Source organism: Chromobacterium phragmitis, assembly GCF_003325475.1.
Lineage (GTDB): Bacteria > Pseudomonadota > Gammaproteobacteria > Burkholderiales > Chromobacteriaceae > Chromobacterium > Chromobacterium phragmitis.
On the sequence record NZ_CP029495.1, the window covers coordinates 2,645,043 to 2,662,275 of the forward strand.

The following is a 17,233-nucleotide window of genomic DNA, read 5'->3' on the forward strand; positions in this document are numbered from 1 at the left end:
TGTCGATTAGCCTTTGCTACCGCCGATTACCGCAATTATACGAATGGATTTATTATCCGGAATCTCATTATGCGAAATCACACGCAGCTGCGGCAATGCCCGGCGCAGAAAACGCGCCAGCAGCGGCCGCAGTCCGGGCGGCGTCAGCAGCACCGGATTGTATCCCTGGATTTCCACTTGCTCTGTCTGCTGCGCCGCGCTGGACAGCAGGTTTTCCGCGAGGCCGGGCTCGAGCCCGCCTCCTGCCTTGGACTGCACCGCCTGCATCAGCACGCTTTCCAGCTGCGGCTCCAGCGTCATCAAGGGCAGCTCCGCCTCGCCGGGGAACAGCTGCTGGACGATCACCCGCGACAGCGCGGTGCGCACCGCGCTGGTGAGCTCGTCGATGTCCTGGTTCTGCGGGACGTGGTCGGCCAGCGTTTCCACGATGGTGCGGAAGTCGCGGATGTGAATCCCTTCCGACAATAGCTGCTGCAGCACCTTCTGCAAAATGCCCAGCGGCACCACCTTGGGCACCAGGTCTTCGATCAGCTTGGGCGACTCCTTGGCCTGATGGTCTATCAAGGCCTGGACCTCTTCGCGGCCCAGCAGTTCCGCCGCATGCGTTTGCAGCAGGTTGGAAATGTGAGTGGCCACCACGGTGCTGGCGTCCACCACGGTGTAGCCCAGGCTTTGCGCCTCTTCGCGCTTGCCGGCGTCTATCCACACCGCCGGCAGGCCGAAGGCGGGGTCGGTGGTGGCGGCGCCGGCGATCTCCTTGCTGACCATGCCGGGGTTGATGGCCAGGAACTGGCCGATGAAGGCCTCGCCCTTGCCCAGCTCCACGCCCTTGAGCAGGATGCGGTAAGCGTTGGGCTTGATTTCCAGATTGTCGCGGATGTGCACCGGCGGCACCAGGAAGCCCAGGTCTTGGGCGATCTTCTTGCGAATGCCGCGGATGCGGCGCAGCAGTTCGCCATCCTGGCTGCGGTCCACCAGCGGAATGAGCCGGTAGCCGACCTCCATGCCCAGCTGGTCGACGTGCTGCACGTCGTGCCAGCCCACTTCCGCGGCCTGCTGTTCCGGTTGGGCGGCGGGTTGAGCGGCGGCTTGCTGCTCTTGGACTTGCTGCTGACGCTTGCGTTTTTCCATGGAACGGGCCAGCGCCAGCAGGCCGCCTGCGATCAGCAGGAAGGAGAAGTGGGGCATGTTGGGGATCAGGCCTATCATGCCGATCACAGCCGAGGTGATGTACAGCACCTGCGGCTTGGTGAACAGCTGGCCCAGGAACTGCTCCGACATGTCCTGATCAGTGCCGACGCGCGTCACCACGATGCCGGCGGCGGTAGAGATGATCAGCGCCGGAATCTGCGCCACCAAGCCGTCGCCGATGCTGAGCAGGGTGTAGGTTTCCGCCGCCTGGCCTACCGGGAGGTCGTGCTGGACCACGCCGACGATCAGGCCGCCGATCACGTTGATCAGGATGATCAGGATGCCGGCCATCGCGTCGCCGCGCACATATTTGGAGGCGCCATCCATCGCGCCGAAGAAGTTGGCTTCTTCAGCGATGGTGGCGCGGCGTTTGCGGGCGTCGTCCTCGCCGATCAGGCCGGCGTTGAGGTCGGCGTCGATCGCCATCTGTTTGCCCGGCATGGCGTCCAGGGTGAAGCGGGCGGATACTTCGGCGATCCGGCCGGCGCCTTTGGTGATCACCACGAAGTTGATGATGGTGATGATGATGAACACCACGATGCCGATGGCGACGTTGCCGCCCACCAGGAAGTGGGAGAACGATTCGATCACTTTGCCGGCGGCATCCGGGCCGGTATGGCCTTCCAGCAGCACTACCCGGCTGGAGGCGACGTTCAGGGACAGCCGCAGCATGGTGGTGATCAGCAGCACGGACGGGAAGGACGAGAAGTCCAGCGGCTTTCGCACATTGATGCCGACCAGCAGCACGATCACCGACACCGCGATGTTGAAGGTGAAAAAGATGTCCAGCAGCACCGGCGGCAAAGGCAGCACCATCATCGCCAGGATCAGGATGATGAGCACCGGCCCGGCGAGCTGGGAGATCTTCAGGCGCTTGAGGATTTGGAGGATGGCGTCCATGCTGGCTTATCGGCTTTCTTCTGGCGCCGAATCTTGCTGACGTTTGCTGTACGGGTCAAGCTCGTCCGGCACATCCAGTTGGTCCGGGTAGACCGGGGCCACGCCGCCCACCGCCTGGTACTGGCGCAATTGGAACACGTAGGCCAGCACCTGGGCCGCCGCCGCGTACAGCTGGGCGGGGATGTCCTGGCCCAGTTCGGCGTGGAAATACAGCGCCCGGGCGAAGCGGGGCGAGCGCATGATGGGCACGTGATTGTCCTTGCCGCTGTCTATGATTTTTTCCGCCAGGATCAGAGAGCCCTTGGCCACCACCTGCGGCGCGCGCATGGTGTCGTCGTATTTCAGCGCCACCGCGAAGTGCGTCGGGTTGGTGACGATCACATTGGCCTTGGGCACTTCCTGCATCATCCGCTTGCGCGCCGCCTCGCGCTGCAGCTGGCGGATGCGGCCCTTTACTTCCGGAGAGCCGTCCATTTCCTTGAACTCCTGCTTGACCTCTTCCTTGGTCATCCGCAATTTTTTGTAGTAACTCCATAGCTGATAGGGAACATCTATCGCCACCAGCAAAATCATCGCGGCGGTGACGATGAAGAAGGTATGGATGATCAGGTCGGTCATCTTCTGAATGCCAGCCTCCAGCGGCATGGCCAGCAGGCCGATGATTTCGCCGCGCTCCTTCCAGATGTACCAGGTGGCGATGCCGCCTATCAGCAGGCTCTTCAGTATCGCCTTCACGCCTTCGGTGACGGCGTTCAGCGAGAACAGCCGCTTGATGCCGGACAGCGGGTTCATCTTGCCGAAATTGGGCTCAAGAGCCTTGAAGGTGAGATTCCAGCCCCCGATTAGGGTGGGGGTGAAAATGGCAACCAAGGCCAGGCCGCCAAAAAAAGGGGCCAGTTCCCATAACGCTCCGAACAAGCTTTCCTTGAACCGCACCAGCGCCGGCTCGGCGTTCTGCACCGTGGTCTGATCGAAGGTGAGCAGGCGGTGCATGGTGTCGCCAAGGAAGCGTCCGAGCTTGCCGCCCATCACCATCAGCAACGCGACCCCGGTCATGGTGACGGCGAAGGTGGACAGTTCCCGGGAGCGGGGGATGTTGCCATCTTCCCTGGCAGTCGACAGCCGTTTGGCTGACGCGGGTTCTGTTCGTTCGAGGTCGGAGTCTTCAGCCATGGGCTCTCTTCAGATAAATGCTTTTGTCTTGATTTTAAACTGAATGGTAGCTTACGCAGACGGGTTTCGGCCAGCCTTCCGCCTCGCGCCGACGGGCCGCTAGCGGTACAATAATCTGATTATTGACGGAATCGACCACATGCAACAGTACCTCGATCTGATGCGCCATGTGCTGGAACATGGACACGACAAGGCCGACCGCACCGGCACCGGCACCCGCTCGGTGTTCGGCTACCAGATGCGCTTCAACCTGGCCGACGGTTTCCCGCTGGTCACCACCAAGAAATGCCATCTGCGCTCCATCATCCATGAATTGCTGTGGTTCCTGTCCGGCGACACCAATATCCGCTACCTGAAGGAAAACGGCGTGTCGATCTGGGACGAATGGGCCGACGAAAACGGCGACCTCGGCCCGGTTTACGGCTATCAGTGGCGCAGCTGGCCTGCGCCGGACGGCCGCCACATCGACCAGATCAGCCAACTGCTGGACATGATCCAGAAGACTCCGGATTCGCGCCGGCTGATCGTGTCGGCTTGGAATCCGGCGCTGGTGGACCAGATGGCGCTGCCGCCCTGCCATAGCCTGTTCCAGTTCTACGTCGCCGACGGCAAGCTGTCCTGCCAGTTGTACCAGCGCTCGGCGGATATCTTCCTCGGCGTCCCGTTCAACATCGCCAGCTACGCGTTGTTGACGATGATGGTGGCGCAGGTGTGCGGCCTTGAGCCCGGCGATTTCGTCCACACGCTGGGCGACGCCCACCTGTACAGCAATCATCTGGAGCAGGCCGAGCTGCAATTGTCGCGCGAGCCGCGGACCTTGCCGACGATGAGGTTGAATCCGGAGGTGAAGGACCTGTTCGCGTTCCAGTTCGAGGATTTCGCGCTGGAAGGCTACGACCCGCATCCGCACATCAAGGCGCAGGTGGCGGTATGAGCCAGAAGCCCATCCTGACTCTGGTGGCCGCGATGGCGGCCAACCGCACCATAGGCGTGGACAATAAGCTGCCCTGGCATTTGCCTGAGGATCTGAAGCATTTCAAGGCGGCCACGCTGGGAAAACCGGTGATCATGGGCCGCAAGACCTGGGACTCGATCGGCAGGCCGCTGCCGGGCCGCCGCAACATCGTGGTGACCCGTCAGGCGGACTGGGCTGCGGATGGCGCCGAGGCCGCGCATTCGTTGGAGGAGGCGCTGACGCTGGCTGGCGGGGTGGAGGAGGCGTGCCTGATCGGCGGCGCCGACCTGTACCGCCAGGCGCTGGCGATGGCCGATCGGCTGTGCCTGACGGAAATCGGCCGCGATTACGACGGCGACGCCCACTTCCCGGTCTTTTCGCCCGAGGAATGGCGCGAGGCTTCGCGAGAGGAGGCGCTCAGCGCCGCCGGCCTGCCTTATGCCTTCGTCGAATACCGCCGCCGCTGAGCGCCGCCGGCGCGAAAATCAAAAAGCTGCCCAGGCAGCCTTTTGATTGGCTTCGGAGACAAGCGCTCAGAGACCGCCTTCCAGTGCCTCGGCCGCGCTTTGCGCAAGCAGGCTGTAATCCTGGCCGAACTCGGCGATCATCTGCTTCAGGCGGCTGGTGTCGCGCGCGATCAGCGTTTTCAGCAGGCTCTCCAGAAATTCGTGGGTTCGCTCCATCTGGCTCTTGCCGGCGCGCAGGATCGCGTACAGGCAGCGCTGGGTCAGCGGCAGCATGTCGTTCAGCGTGTCGGTCAGGTAGCGGTTGTCGGCATGGCGGTACAGCGCCGACAGGAATTCGATGCCGTGCTCGTAGAAAGCCTGCAGGTCGTCGCGTCGATTGTCTTCCTCCAGCAGTGCCATCAACTCGATGAAGCGGGCCAGGTCGTCGTTTTGCCAGCTGGCGGCCAGGTTCTGTGCTACGCGGTCAAGCAACAGGAACCACAGTTCGAAGAAGTCGCGCACGTCGCGCGCGCCGATGCTGGACACCACGGCGCCGCGGCGGGGAAAAATGTCCACCAGATGGCGGCGCTGCAAAATCAGCAAGGCCTCGCGCACCGAGCCCCGGCTCACCTCCAGCTCGGCTGCGATGCGCAGCTCCTGAATCCGCTCGCCCGGCTTCATTTCGCCCTGGATGATCTGTCTGCCTAAATATTGGGCGATCTGCTCGGTCAAGAGGTCATTGGCCTTGAATGTCATGAATCATCTCCGGAAATTGATTTTCTCGTTCTCTTGATATTGTACGGCATAGTTATGCCGGATTGTCCGGCAGTATCCTGTCGGTCTGCCCGTTTGTATCCAGCTAGCATGCGCGAGGCGCGGCACTGCCATGCCGGCTGCGCGCACCATGCGCGTCGGCGTTGAGGGCGGCTATGATATCAATCAGATGATTAAAACGCATGTTTTCGTGTTGTGTTGACTTGTCTGGCAGGCGTTTTCTGCCATTTTTCACATTTAATCGAGCGCAAGCAGGCGGGGAGGGGGGCGTCAGGGAGAAAACCGGGCGGTGTCGGCGTTGGCGCGCGCCGCCATGCCGGTGGCAATGCAGAACGAAAAAAGCCCGGCCAGGCCGGGCTTGGCCCTGAGCCGGCTCAGACGGCGCGGCGGGTCGCCATCAGGTAGTTGACGTCGGTATCGTCGTTCAGCGAGTAGATGCGGGTGATCGGGTTGTAGCCCATGCCGCGCAGCGTCTGCAGGCCGAGGCCGGCGTGGCGAGCCATGCGGCTCAGCTCGGACGGCTTGAGGAAGCGCGCGTACTCGTGGGTGCCGCGCGGCAGCATGTTGAGCACGTACTCGGCGCCCACCACAGCCAAGAGATAAGCCTTGGCGTTGCGGTTCAGCGTGGAGAAGAATACCCAGCCGCCGGGTTTCACCAGCGTGGCGCAGGCGCGCACCACGCTTTCCGGATCCGGCACGTGCTCCAGCATTTCCATGCAGGTGACCACGTCAAAGCTGGCCGGCATTTCGGCAGCCAGCTCTTCCACCGGTACGCAGCGGTAGTCGATGGGGACGCCGGATTCCAGGCTGTGGAGTTGCGCCACCTTCAGCGACTTTTTCGCCAGATCGATGCCGGTCACCTGGGCGCCTTTCAGCGCCATGCTTTCCGCCAGGATGCCGCCACCGCAGCCCACGTCCAGCACTTTTTTGCCGGCGATGGCCGCGTGGCGGTCGATGAAGTCAAGACGCAAGGGGTTGATTTCATGCAGCGGTTTGAATTCGCTGTCCTTGTCCCACCACTTGTGCGCCAGTTGGCTGAATTTGTCGATTTCGAGTTCGTCTACGTTGCTCATGCTGTCACTTTGCCAGGATGCGGTTGCGCCAGTCGTCGGCGCGGGCCTTCAGGTTGCTTTCGTCCAGCGTGGCCAGCTTGCGGTCGCGCATCAGCGCGCGGCCCTTGACCCAAACGTGGCTGACCTGCTCGCGACCGGCAGCGTACACCACATGCGAGATCGGGTCGAATGCCGGCGCGGTTTCCAGAGCGGCCAGATCGATGGCGATCAGGTCGGCGTCCTTGCCTTCCTTCACCGAGCCGACCTTGTCGGCGATGCCCAGCGCGCGGGCGCCGTTCAGCGTGGCCATGCGGATGGCCGCGGCCGCCGGCACCGAAGTCGGGTCCAAGGTGCCCACCTTGGCCAGCAGAGCGGCCAGGCGGGTTTCGGCAAGCATGTCCAGCTTGTTGTTGGAGGCGGCGCCGTCGGTGCCGATGCCCACGGCCACGCCGGCGTCCAGCAGCTTGCTGACCGGCGCGATGCCGGAGGCCAGCTTCATGTTGGAGGCCGGATTGTGGGCGGTGGACAGGCCATGCTTGGCCACCAGCTCGATTTCGGCGTCGTTCAGATGCACCATGTGCGCGGCCACCAGGCGCGGCGACAGCAGGCCCAGCTGCTGCAGGCGGGCCAGCGGGCGCATGCCGCGCTCCTTGACGCTGTTGTTCACTTCCTCGGCGGTTTCGTGGATGTGGCAGTGGATCAGCATGTCCTCCTGCTCGGCCAGCGTCACAACCTTGCGGAAGGTGTCGTCCGACACGGTGTAGGGCGCGTGCGGCGCCAAGGTGAAGGTGATCAGCTCTTCGCCCAGGAACTGGCTGCGTTCGGCCATGCCCTTGGCGATATAGTCGTCGGCGGTGGACGCGTAATTGGTCGGGAATTCCAGGATGGAGCAGCCGACGAAGGTGCGCATGCCGGAAGCGAGGCCGGCGCGCGCCATCGCGGCATTGTAGAAATACATGTCGTTGATGGTGGTGGTGCCGCCGCGGATCATCTCGCCCATCGCCAGCAGCGAACCGTCGAACACGAAATCGTCGCGCACGTGCTTGCCTTCGGTGGGCCAGATGTAATTGGTCAGCCAGTCCATCAGCACCTTGTCGTCGGCCAGGCCGCGCAGCAGCGACATCGCAGAATGGCCATGCAGGTTGATCAGACCCGGCATCAGCACGTGGTCGGGCAGCTCCAGCCTTTCGTCGGCTTCCAGCGCGGCCGCGTCCGCGGCGGGGAGAATGGCGGCGATCTTGCCGCCGCGGATGGCGACGGCGTGGTTTTCCAGGACTTCGCCGTCCGTTTCCACGGTAATGATCCAGCGGGCTGAGATAATCTTTTCATAACGGGACTGCGGCATGGCTGATATCCTGATGATCCGTTGTCGAAGTGTCGTGGATTTTAGGCCCTGCTATTGCGACAAGGCAATGAGCTGCTGAAAGCTCTTTATATTCATCTGATTTGTGCTGTGGATATGCTTGAAAATGATATGGATGGATGACTGGTGAATATTCCGGCGAAAAGCCGCGACCGACCAGTGTATACTGCTGATTGCACACGTTAATTGAACTCAGGGCCTTCGATCTTACGGAACCTGCGGCGAACCAAAGACTAGCGCGACATGGCTCAACAAGCAGACGATAAATCCACTGCCAGCTCTGGCCTGAATCTGAGGGATGTGTTTCTCATTGCCGTGATACTCGGCTTGTTGATTCCCGCCTCCATCATCAGCTATCTCAGCTTCAATATTCAGAAGGACAACCTCACCACCCAGCTGGAGACGGATCAGCGCCGGCTGCTCGACATCGTCGCGCTGGGCATGCAGGAGCCGTTGTGGAACCTTAGCCGCCAGGCAGGCAACCCGTTGATCGCCTCGGTGATGGAAGATCCGCGCGTGATATCCATCCGCGTCACCGATACCCAGTCTAATCAGGTCTTCCTGTCCGCGGTGCGCAGCGAGCGCCGCATCGGCAGCGTGTCTTATGTGGAAAAGCCGGTGATCTACCGCGGCGAGGCCATCGGCCAGGTGACGATGGAGTTCGACAACGAGAACCTCGCCATCGCGCTCAGCAATCAGGTGAAGAACATCCTGATGATACTGGCGGCGCAACTGGTGTTGTCCATCATGCTGATCATGAGCATCCTGCACTCGCGCTTTCTCAGTCCGATGAAGCTGCTGACCGAACAGGCGCGGCTATTGGCCGAACTGAAGCTGGATTCGCCGTTCGAGTGGTCGCGCCGCGACGAGCTGGGCCGTCTCGGCACTCACCTGGAGTGGACCCGCTCCGAGCTGAAGCGCCTGGTGGACGAGCTCAGGGCCAAGACGCTGGCGCTGGAGGCTGACATCGCCCGCCGCCGCGAGGTGGAAGACGCGCTGCGCCGTTCGGAGAACAAATACCGGGAGTTGTTCTGGTCCAATCTGGACGGCATCGTCATCAGCTCGCTGGACGGCCAGGTGATAGATGCCAACCCGGCCTTCCTCAATCTGATGTGCTACAGCCTGGACCAGCTCAAGCAGCAGAATTTCTGGAGCCTGGTGGCGGAGGAGAGCGAGGGGCTGGAGCGCTTCAATCTGGACAACAAGGTGCTGCGCTTCGGCTATTGCGACGAGTTCGAGGCCACCTATCTCAACCGTTTCGACAATCAGGTGCCGGTCAGCGTCAAGACCGTGGCCATGCGCGACGCCTTCGGCCGCATCAACGCGGTGTGGCGCATGGTGCGCGACATCTCGGAAAAGCGCGCGGCCGAGGAGCGGGTGCAACTGGCGGCCAAGGTGTTCGAGAACACCGTGGAAGGCATCATGATCACCGACGCCGACCGCCGCATCCGCAGCGTCAACCGCGCCTTCACCGAGATCACCGGCTACAGCCAGCACGAGGTGTTGGGACAGAAGACCAGCATCCTCTCGTCCGGCCGCCATGAGCAGCCGTTCTACGACCAGATGTGGCAGGCCATCGCCGAGCACGGCTCCTGGCAGGGCGAGCTGTGGAACCGCCGCAAGAACGGCGAGGTGTATCCGGAATGGCTGGCGATCAACGCGGTGCGCAACAGCCTGGGCGAGATCACCCATTACGTGGCTATTTTCAGCGACCTGACCGAGCGCAAGGCCGCCGACGAGCGCATCCAGTTCCTGGCCCATTTCGATGTGCTCACCAGCCTGCCCAACCGCATCCACATGCAGGACAGGGTGGAGCTGGCCATCCACAACGTGGTGCGCGACAACCAGCGGCTGGCGCTGCTGCTGTTGGACCTGGACCGCTTCAAGACCGTCAACGAATCGCTGGGCCATTCCGCCGGCGACACGCTGCTGCAGGTGGCCGCCGACCGCATCAAGTCGGCGCTGGCGCCGGGCGAGATGCTGGCGCGCCAGGGCGGCGACGAGTTCATCATCCTGTTGCCGGTGATTTCCGACCCAGGCGAGGCGGCGCTGGCGGCCGAGCGCGTGCGCGACGTGTTCGCTAACCCGATCGAACTGCACAACCACGTGCTGACCATCACGCCGTCCATCGGCATCAGCGTCTACCCGGACGACGGCCGCGATTATGAAACCCTGGTGCGCAACGCCGACGCGGCGATGTACCACGCCAAATCGTCCGGCCGCAACAGCTACAAGTTTTACACCGCCGACCTCAACGCCCGCGCCCGTGAGATTCTGGCGATCGAGAGCCAGCTGCGTTTCGCGCTGGAGCGAGACGAGTTCGTGCTGCACTACCAGCCGCAGGTGGAGATGGAGAGCGGCCGCATCATCGGCGCCGAGGCTTTGATCCGCTGGAATCACCCGTCGTTGGGCCTGCTGGGGCCGGTGCGCTTCATCCAGGTGGCGGAAGAGCGCGGCTTCATCGTGCAGATAGGCAATTGGGTGATCGCCGAGGCCACCCGACAACTGGTGGAGTGGCGCCGGGCCGGCCTGCCAGAGCTGACGCTGGCGATCAACCTGTCGGCGCTGCAGTTCCGCCAGCCGGATCTGGCGCTGCAAGTGAAGCAGGCGCTGGAGTCCAGCGGCCTGCCCGGCCACGCGCTGGACATCGAGGTGACGGAGAGCATCATCATGGAAGACGCCCAGGCTACGATCCAGACCATAGACAATATGAAGAACATGGGCCTCAGACTGTCCATCGATGATTTCGGCACCGGTTATTCCAGCCTGTCCTATCTGAAGCGCTTCAAGGCGGACAAGCTGAAGATCGACCGCTCCTTCGTCCGCGACATCCCACAGGACGCCGACGACAGCGCCATCGCCCGCGCCATCATCAATATGGCCAAGAACCTGAACATGCAGGTGGTGGCCGAGGGCGTGGAGACGATGGAGCAATGGCAATTCCTGGAGCAGGAGGGCTGCGACTTCGTCCAGGGCTATCTGATCGCCAAGCCATTGCCGGCGGACGACTTCGCCGAGCTTCTGCACAAGGATAGCCTGCTGCCGCAAAGCTGATCCTGACTTCTTCTCTTCCGACAACCCGCGCCGCCGCGCGGGTTTCTCATTGGCGCCGCGGAGTCATTATGGACTCGACTTGCGCCAATCGATGGCCATACTGAATACGTGCCCGCGCCGGATTGGTGCGGCGGCTTGCGGGAGGGGGAATGGAGGCCGATAGCCGGCGCTTGCGCAATATCATGGTCATGGCCTACGTGCTGATCGCCGCTGTCTGGATCGTCGTGCCTGACATGTTGGCGATCATGGGGGGCGAGGAGGGCGGCGTCGCGGGCGGACTGGTCTGGGACGCGTTGTTTGTCTTCGTCACCGCTGTTTTCCTGTACCTGCTGCTGCGCGGACGCCGCGCGGAGGATATGGCGGGGCTGAAACGGGCGGGCGCGCCGGGGCGGGCATTGTTGCGGCTGGCAAGCCGGGGGCCCGCGCCCTTGATCGCGCTGTACGCTGTGTCGGCGATGCTGATCCTGGCCGCGCCGGAGTTGTTGTGGTCGCGCCTGCTGGACAGCCGGCTGTATTTTCGCGTGATCCCGGTTTGGGATCTGGCCTTCATCGCCGGTAGCGGGGCTTTGCTGCGGCTATGCCTGGACTCGGAGGCCGCTGGCGATCGCGGGCCGGAGGGCGGCAAGCGGTTTGTCTATCTGTTCGCCCTGGCCAGCTCGCTGCTCATGTTGTTCATCCGTTTTCAATTGTCTCCGCAGTTCTCCAGCCAGCATCTGATGTTGCTGTTTCTGATTCCAATCGGCCTGAGCGCGCTGCTGGGCGGCTTGGGGCCAGGCTTGCTGGCCACGTTCTTCATCGCGGCTTCGATAGCCTATCTGTTCGCCGCCGCCGCGCCGGACATGCCGGCGCATCCGGCTGTTTTTCTGCTGTCGCTCAGCCTGCTGGTGCTGGTGGGCACGCTGCTCAGCGTGATGAGCGAAGTGCAGCTGCGCGCGCGGGCCAGGCTGGCTCAACTGCTGTCGCTGCAGGCGGACATGGTGGATGCGCTGGGTCGGAGCGAGGAGCGCTTCCGCGCGCTGTTCGACGACAGTCCGGTGGCGATGGCCATCTCTCGGCTGGAGGACGGCGCCATCGTCGAAGCCAACCGCGCATTTCTGGAGTTGTTGGGCCTGGAGCGCATGCCGGTGCAGGGAAGCACCACGCGCGGGCTGGGCATTTGGGCAGACATCAAGGATAGGACGCGCCTGTTCGATGCGTTGCGGAAAGATGGGGAAGTGAAGGGGGCTCCCGTGCGGCTGTTGCGCAGCGACGGCGCCGGGCTCGACGTGCTGTTGTCATTCAGGCTGATTCAGCTTGGCGGCGTGGATCACGTGCATGGCGTGGCGCTGGACGTCAGCGATAGGCAGCGCGCGCAGCTGGCCTTGCAGGACAGCGAAGCCCGGCTGGCCGGCATGGTCCGTTCCGCGATGGACGGCATCATCACGGTGGACGAGGAGCAAAGGATAGTCTTGTTCAACGTGGCTGCCGAGCAGATATTCGGCCGCCGGGCGGAGGACATGTTGGGACAGCCGTTGGAGGGGCTGCTTCCGGCTAGCATGCGCTCGTCGCATCGGCAGATGATGCGCAGTTTCGGCGAGCGTGGCGTCAGCGCCAGGCGCATGGGACGCTTGGGCAAGGTCCAGGGCATGCGCGCCGATGGCCAGCTGTTCGATCTGGAGGCGTCGATTTCGACTCTGGAGGTAGGGGGGCGGCGCAGCTATACCGTTATCCTGCGGGATATCAGCGAGCGCGAGCGGGCGCAAGCGGAAACGCTGCGACACATGCAGCAGTTGGAGTCGCTGAACGATTTGAACCGCGCGATCCTGACCGCCAACGACGCCGAGCAGATCGCGCTGATCGGACTGCGCAGCTTGCGCCGGCTGGTGCCGTTTTGGGGCGCCACCGCGATGTTGATCGATTGGGAGGGCGGGTTCGCCAAGGTGCTGGCCATCGAGCGGGTGGCCGGCGCCGGCTACGACCCTGGCCAACGGCTGAGCCTGATCAGTTACGGCATGGACGATCTGGAGCGGATGAAGAAGGGAGAGCCGTGCCTGGTGGGGGACCTGGCCACGGTGTCCAGGCGTCCGCTGACGCTGGAGCGGCTGTATCAGCAGGGCGTTCAATCCTATGTGCGCATCCCGCTGATGGCTGAAGGCCGCTTGCTGGGCATGCTGAACCTGGTTTCGGACGCACAGGGCGCTTTCGACGAGGCGCAACTGGAGGTGGCCCAAGCTTATGCCCGGCAATTGGCGATCTGTCTGCAACAGTCTTTGCTGCGTCAGCATGTGGCCCGTCTGGGACGGGTTTACGAGGTGCTGAGCCGGATCAACGCGCTGATCGTCCGGTGTCGCGATCGCGAGGCGCTGTTCGACGGCATCTGCAAGGTGGCGCTGGAAATCGGCGCCTATCGTATGGCCTGGGCCGGCGTGATTGACGAAGACACGCAGAATGGCACGGTGGTCGCCTTCCGAGGCGAGGACAGCGACTATCTCAGGCAGATAAGGCTGAGCGCGCGCGAGGACTTTCTGTACAAGGACAGGCCGGCCTGCCGGGCGGTGCGGCTGCGGGAAATGGTGGTGTGCAACGACGTGCAGGGCGATCCCTCGTTGTATAGCCAGGCGGCGGAGCTGCAGAGCCACGGCGTGCGCGCTGTCGCCTGCCTGCCCATCCTGCTGGACGACAAGGCGGTCGCCGTGGTGGCGTTGTTCGCCGGCGACGTGGGCGCCTTCGATCGCCAGGAAACGACACTGTTGCGAGAGTTGGCCAGCGATGTCGGCTATGCGCTGGATCATATCCGCAAGGAAGAGCGCCTGCATTATCTGGCCTACTACGACAGCCTTACCGGCCTCGCCAATCGCAGCCTGCTGGGCGAGCGGCTGGCGCAGCATATGTCGGATGTCGCGGTGGAAGGGCGGCGTTTCTCGGTGGCCGTCTTCGATCTGGAAAACTTCAAGTCCATCAACGACGTGCTGGGACGCGTCCAGGGGGACAAGGCGCTGCAGTTGTTGACGAAGCGGCTGGCGCTGCATGCCCCGGACGCCTCGCTGCTGGCGAGGCTGGGGGCGGATCGGTTCGCGTTGGGGCTGCCGCTGGCATCCGGAGAGGAAGAGGCGGCGCTGGCGCTGGAACTGGTGAGGCAGAATTGCCTGGATGCGCCCATCGTGCTGGACGGGAATGAGTTGCGCTTGTCCGCCAAGTTCGGTCTTGCCATCTATCCGGATGACGCCGATACCGCCACTTCCTTGTTGGAACGAGCGGAGTCGGCTTTGAAGCGGGCGAAGGCGGGCGGAGAGAAGTTCCTGTTTTATCGCCAGGAAATGACGGATCGGGCCGCGGCGGTGCTGGAGATGGGCAGCCGTTTGCGCCAGGCGCTGGAGCGGGAGCAGTTTGAACTGCATTACCAGCCCAAGTTCGCGGCGAAAGGCCATGCGCTGGCCGGCGTGGAGGCGCTGCTGCGTTGGCGCTGCCCGGAGCGCGGCATGGTGTCGCCGGCGCAGTTCGTGCCGATGCTGGAGGAACTGGGACTGATCGTGGAGGTGGGCGATTGGGTGGTGCGTCAGGCGGCGCGCGACTTCCAGGCCTGGAGAGCGGCGGGCCTGGACGCCCCGAGGATCGCGGTCAACGTATCGCCGCTGCAACTGCGGCAGGCGGATTTCGCGCAGTCGCTGGCCGCCGCGCTGGGGATGCCGGCTGACCAGGCCGGCATAGACATCGAGATAACCGAAAGCCACATCATGGCGGATGTGGACAGCAGCATCGCCACCTTGCGGCAGGTCAGGGACTTGGGCGTCTCCATCGCGCTCGACGATTTCGGCACCGGCTATTCCTCTCTGGCCTATCTCGCCCGTCTGCCGGTGCAGACGCTGAAGATAGACCGCGCCTTCGTCAGCAGGATGCAGGAGGAAGAGGAAGCGATGACGCTGGTGGAGATGATCGTCTCGCTTGCGCACTCGATGGATCTGGAAGTCGTGGCGGAGGGGGTGGAAACGGAATCGCAGGCCCAGGTGCTGGAGGGTTTGGGCTGCGATGTGCTGCAGGGCTACTGGCTGAGCCGGCCGGTGCCGGCGGCCGAGCTGGCGGCCAGGCTGGCCGCCGGGGGGGGAGGGGCGGCATAGGCTCCGCCCCTGGCCGCCGGCTCAGCGGTCTCGGCGCCAATCATCGCCGTGGCCGCGGCCATGGTCCCAGCCCTCATGGCGGCCATGGTCGTGGTGGTACTCGCGATAGCGGGGCGCGTAGACGCGGTTGTACCAGTCGTCGCGGACGAAATACACCTTGCGGCCGCAGGCGCCGTAGCGTCCGCAATAGCGGCCCCATTGCTTGATGTGGCCAGGGGGCACCCGCAGGTAAAGAGGCGGCATCACCGCCACCGCGGGCTGAATCACCACCGGTTGCGGGTAGATCAGTTGCGGCGGCGGGTAGCCGCCGATGTCTATCTGGCCGTAGAAGCCGGGTTCGCCGACGCTGATGGACACGCCGGCCTGGCTGGGCAGGCTGGTCAGGGAGGCGGCGATCAGCATCGCCGCGGTCATCACGTGTTTCATGGCAGTCTTCCTTCTGCATTGCGCATGCTTGCACTATGGCGGCAGTTTGTTTCGCAAACGCAAAGGAAGCATGGCCGCTGATTGCTGTTTGTATCTGTTCATAACCGTAACCGCATGTACGACGGCGGGACGGCTCAGACCCGGCCGGACTCTCGGATCGCCTGCCAGCTCAGGCCGAAGCGCGCCAGGTATTTGCGCAGCCGGTCGGCGTCGTTGGGGTTGGCCTTGTCCAGCCGCGACATGGCGAACAGGCGGCGGCCGGCGTCGGACAGCGAGTCCGCCTGGCGGCAGACGCGCAGCACGGCCTCCAGTTGCGCGCGGTCGAACAGGTCAAGCGCAGCTTGCCGCTCCGCGCTCAGCGGCGCGAGCGCGGCCGAGTCGCCGCCCTCATCTTGCCACTCGCGCCGCAGGCGCTGGATTTCCTCGTCCACCACCGCGTCGTCGATGCGGCCAGCGTCGGCCAGCGTGGCCATCCGCGTCACCGATGCCGACAGCTCGCGGAAATTGCCCGGCCAGCGCGCCTGCGGCGACAGCGCGAAGTCCAGGTAGCCGCGGCGGGCCTCGGCGTTGAAACGCGCGTGGCGTCCCTGCTCGCCGGCGTGGCGCGCCAGTTCGAATTCCAGGTTGGGCTCGATGTCCTCGCGCCGTTCGGCCAGGGCGGGCAGTTCGAAATTCCACAGATTGATGCGCGCGTACAAGTCCTCGCGGAACTTGCCATCGCGCACCCATTGCCGCAGGTCGCGCATGGTGCCGCACACCAGCTGGAAGTCGCTGGTCGCCTCGCGGTCGCCGCCGAAAGGAAAGAAGCGTTTTTCTTCGATCGCCTTCAGCAGCATCGCTTGCTCGTCCAGCCCCAGTTCGCCGATCTCGTCCAGGAACAGCAGGCCGTCGTCAGCGCCGCGCAGCAGGCCGGCCCGCTCGCTCAGCGCGCCGGTGAAGGCGCCTTTGACGTGGCCGAACAGCGCCGACATCGCGCTGTCGCCGCGCAAGGTGGCGCAGTTGACCTCGACGAAGCGGCCGGCCAGCTGATGGCGGGCCTTTTTCACCTCGTACAGACGTCGAGCCAGCTGGCTCTTGCCGGCGCCGGTGGGGCCGCGCAGCAGGATGGGGGCGGACGAGCGCGCGGCCACCCGCTCGATCTGCTCGATCATGCGGTTGAAGCGCGGGTTGCGGGTGGCGATGCCGGACTTGAGGAAGGCCACGGTGTCCTCGCTTTGCTGCGCGAAGCGGCTGGCGATGCGGTCGTAGCGGGCCAGGTCCAGATCGATCACGCTGACCAGCCCGGCGAAGTCGTTGTCCTGCCGGGTCGGCGAGCTTTGCAGCAGCCGCGCCGGGATGCGGCGCGATTCTGCCAGCAGGAACCAGCAAATCTGCGCGACGTGGGTGCCGGTGGTGATGTGCAGCAGGTAGTCCTCGTGGTCTGCGTCGAACGGGTAGCGGCCGGCGAAATCGTCCAGCGCCGAGTACATTTCGCCGAAATCCCACGGGTCTTCCAGGTTCAGCGCATGCAGCCTCACCTCGGTGCCGGGAGACGCTTCCGCGATGTCGCGCGCGGTCTGCTCCGCCAGTTTCCGGTGGTGGTTGTCGTGCAGCAGCTCCAGCCGCGCCAGCGGCAACTGCGGCTGGCGGCAGATGCCGACGCTGGGCCGCCATTTGCGCCAGCGCGCCGCGCCGTAGCCGCCGTTGTCCAGTACCGTGCCCAGAAACCCTATCGCCACCTTGCTGCGCATTGCTTATCCATTTTTATATTCGACTAGATGATTTTATCGAAAAATGAATGGGCAGGTAAGGCGGGAGAGGGCTGG

Annotated in this window: 11 protein-coding genes; 4 read left to right on the plus strand and 7 right to left on the minus strand. The window is 63.8% G+C overall.

Annotated features, from left to right (window positions below):
* Positions 1-6 precede the first annotated feature (6 nt).
* Together flhA and flhB are read right to left on the minus strand one after the other, a co-directional pair.
* Entirely contained in the window at positions 7-2,091 is a 2,085-nt protein-coding gene (gene flhA, locus DK842_RS12695; RefSeq protein WP_114061770.1) for a flagellar biosynthesis protein FlhA, read from the minus strand.
* A 6-nt stretch (positions 2,092-2,097) separates the two neighbouring features.
* Complete coding sequence (flhB, locus tag DK842_RS12700; RefSeq protein ID WP_114061771.1) at positions 2,098-3,264, minus strand: flagellar biosynthesis protein FlhB; 1,167 nt, start codon at positions 3,262-3,264, stop codon at positions 2,098-2,100.
* 139 nt (positions 3,265-3,403) lie between these two features.
* On the opposite strand from flhB, the gene DK842_RS12705 reads away from it, so the two are divergent.
* The gene (locus DK842_RS12705) at positions 3,404-4,198 is read left to right on the plus strand and encodes a thymidylate synthase (protein ID WP_114061772.1); all 795 of its coding nucleotides are present in this window, start codon (positions 3,404-3,406) and stop codon (positions 4,196-4,198) included.
* Positions 4,195-4,686, plus strand: coding sequence for a dihydrofolate reductase (locus DK842_RS12710; RefSeq protein ID WP_114061773.1), 492 nt, complete (start codon positions 4,195-4,197; stop codon positions 4,684-4,686). Before DK842_RS12705 ends, DK842_RS12710 begins: the two co-directional genes overlap by 4 nt.
* A 66-nt stretch (positions 4,687-4,752) precedes the next feature.
* Here the strand turns inward: DK842_RS12710 and DK842_RS12715 are convergent, their stop codons facing one another.
* From DK842_RS12715 to DK842_RS12725, 3 genes are all read right to left on the minus strand, one after another.
* Positions 4,753-5,421, minus strand: a complete 669-nt coding sequence (locus DK842_RS12715) for a GntR family transcriptional regulator (RefSeq protein WP_168191898.1) — start codon at positions 5,419-5,421, stop codon at positions 4,753-4,755.
* Between the two features lie 392 nt (positions 5,422-5,813).
* A complete protein-coding gene (gene ubiG / locus DK842_RS12720) occupies positions 5,814-6,512 on the minus strand; it encodes a bifunctional 2-polyprenyl-6-hydroxyphenol methylase/3-demethylubiquinol 3-O-methyltransferase UbiG (RefSeq protein WP_114061774.1) in 699 nt (232 codons plus the stop codon).
* Positions 6,513-6,516: 4 nt separating this feature from the next.
* Positions 6,517-7,836 (minus strand): TRZ/ATZ family hydrolase, encoded by a 1,320-nt coding sequence (locus tag DK842_RS12725; RefSeq protein ID WP_114061775.1) that lies wholly within the window; start codon positions 7,834-7,836, stop codon positions 6,517-6,519.
* A gap of 261 nt (positions 7,837-8,097) precedes the next feature.
* Here DK842_RS12725 and DK842_RS12730 point away from each other — a divergent pair, with 261 nt between their 5' ends.
* Positions 8,098-10,908 (plus strand): EAL domain-containing protein, encoded by a 2,811-nt coding sequence (locus DK842_RS12730; protein WP_114061776.1) that lies wholly within the window; start codon positions 8,098-8,100, stop codon positions 10,906-10,908.
* Between the two features lie 149 nt (positions 10,909-11,057).
* Positions 11,058-15,002 (plus strand): bifunctional diguanylate cyclase/phosphodiesterase, encoded by a 3,945-nt coding sequence (locus DK842_RS12735; protein ID WP_114061777.1) that lies wholly within the window; start codon positions 11,058-11,060, stop codon positions 15,000-15,002.
* A 21-nt stretch (positions 15,003-15,023) separates the two neighbouring features.
* Here DK842_RS12735 and DK842_RS12740 read toward each other — a convergent pair whose 3' ends face one another.
* Together DK842_RS12740 and rtcR are read right to left on the minus strand one after the other, a co-directional pair.
* Entirely contained in the window at positions 15,024-15,428 is a 405-nt protein-coding gene (locus DK842_RS12740) for a hypothetical protein (RefSeq protein ID WP_114061778.1), read from the minus strand.
* A 134-nt stretch (positions 15,429-15,562) separates the two neighbouring features.
* The gene (gene rtcR / locus DK842_RS12745) at positions 15,563-17,158 is read right to left on the minus strand and encodes an RNA repair transcriptional activator RtcR (protein WP_114061779.1); all 1,596 of its coding nucleotides are present in this window, start codon (positions 17,156-17,158) and stop codon (positions 15,563-15,565) included.
* Positions 17,159-17,233 lie beyond the last annotated feature (75 nt).

Excerpts from the sequence above, each read along its gene's own strand:
- flhA (WP_114061770.1), bottom strand. The coding sequence starts at position 2,091 with ATGGACGCCATCCTCCAAATCCTCAAGCGCCTGAAGATCTCCCAGCTC.
- flhB (WP_114061771.1), bottom strand. The coding sequence starts at position 3,264 with ATGGCTGAAGACTCCGACCTCGAACGAACAGAACCCGCGTCAGCCAAA.
- DK842_RS12705 (WP_114061772.1), top strand. The coding sequence starts at position 3,404 with ATGCAACAGTACCTCGATCTGATGCGCCATGTGCTGGAACATGGACAC.
- DK842_RS12710 (WP_114061773.1), top strand. The coding sequence starts at position 4,195 with ATGAGCCAGAAGCCCATCCTGACTCTGGTGGCCGCGATGGCGGCCAAC.
- DK842_RS12715 (WP_168191898.1), bottom strand. The coding sequence starts at position 5,421 with ATGACATTCAAGGCCAATGACCTCTTGACCGAGCAGATCGCCCAATAT.
- ubiG (WP_114061774.1), bottom strand. The coding sequence starts at position 6,512 with ATGAGCAACGTAGACGAACTCGAAATCGACAAATTCAGCCAACTGGCG.
- DK842_RS12725 (WP_114061775.1), bottom strand. The coding sequence starts at position 7,836 with ATGCCGCAGTCCCGTTATGAAAAGATTATCTCAGCCCGCTGGATCATT.
- DK842_RS12730 (WP_114061776.1), top strand. The coding sequence starts at position 8,098 with ATGGCTCAACAAGCAGACGATAAATCCACTGCCAGCTCTGGCCTGAAT.
- DK842_RS12735 (WP_114061777.1), top strand. The coding sequence starts at position 11,058 with ATGGAGGCCGATAGCCGGCGCTTGCGCAATATCATGGTCATGGCCTAC.
- DK842_RS12740 (WP_114061778.1), bottom strand. The coding sequence starts at position 15,428 with ATGAAACACGTGATGACCGCGGCGATGCTGATCGCCGCCTCCCTGACC.
- rtcR (WP_114061779.1), bottom strand. The coding sequence starts at position 17,158 with ATGCGCAGCAAGGTGGCGATAGGGTTTCTGGGCACGGTACTGGACAAC.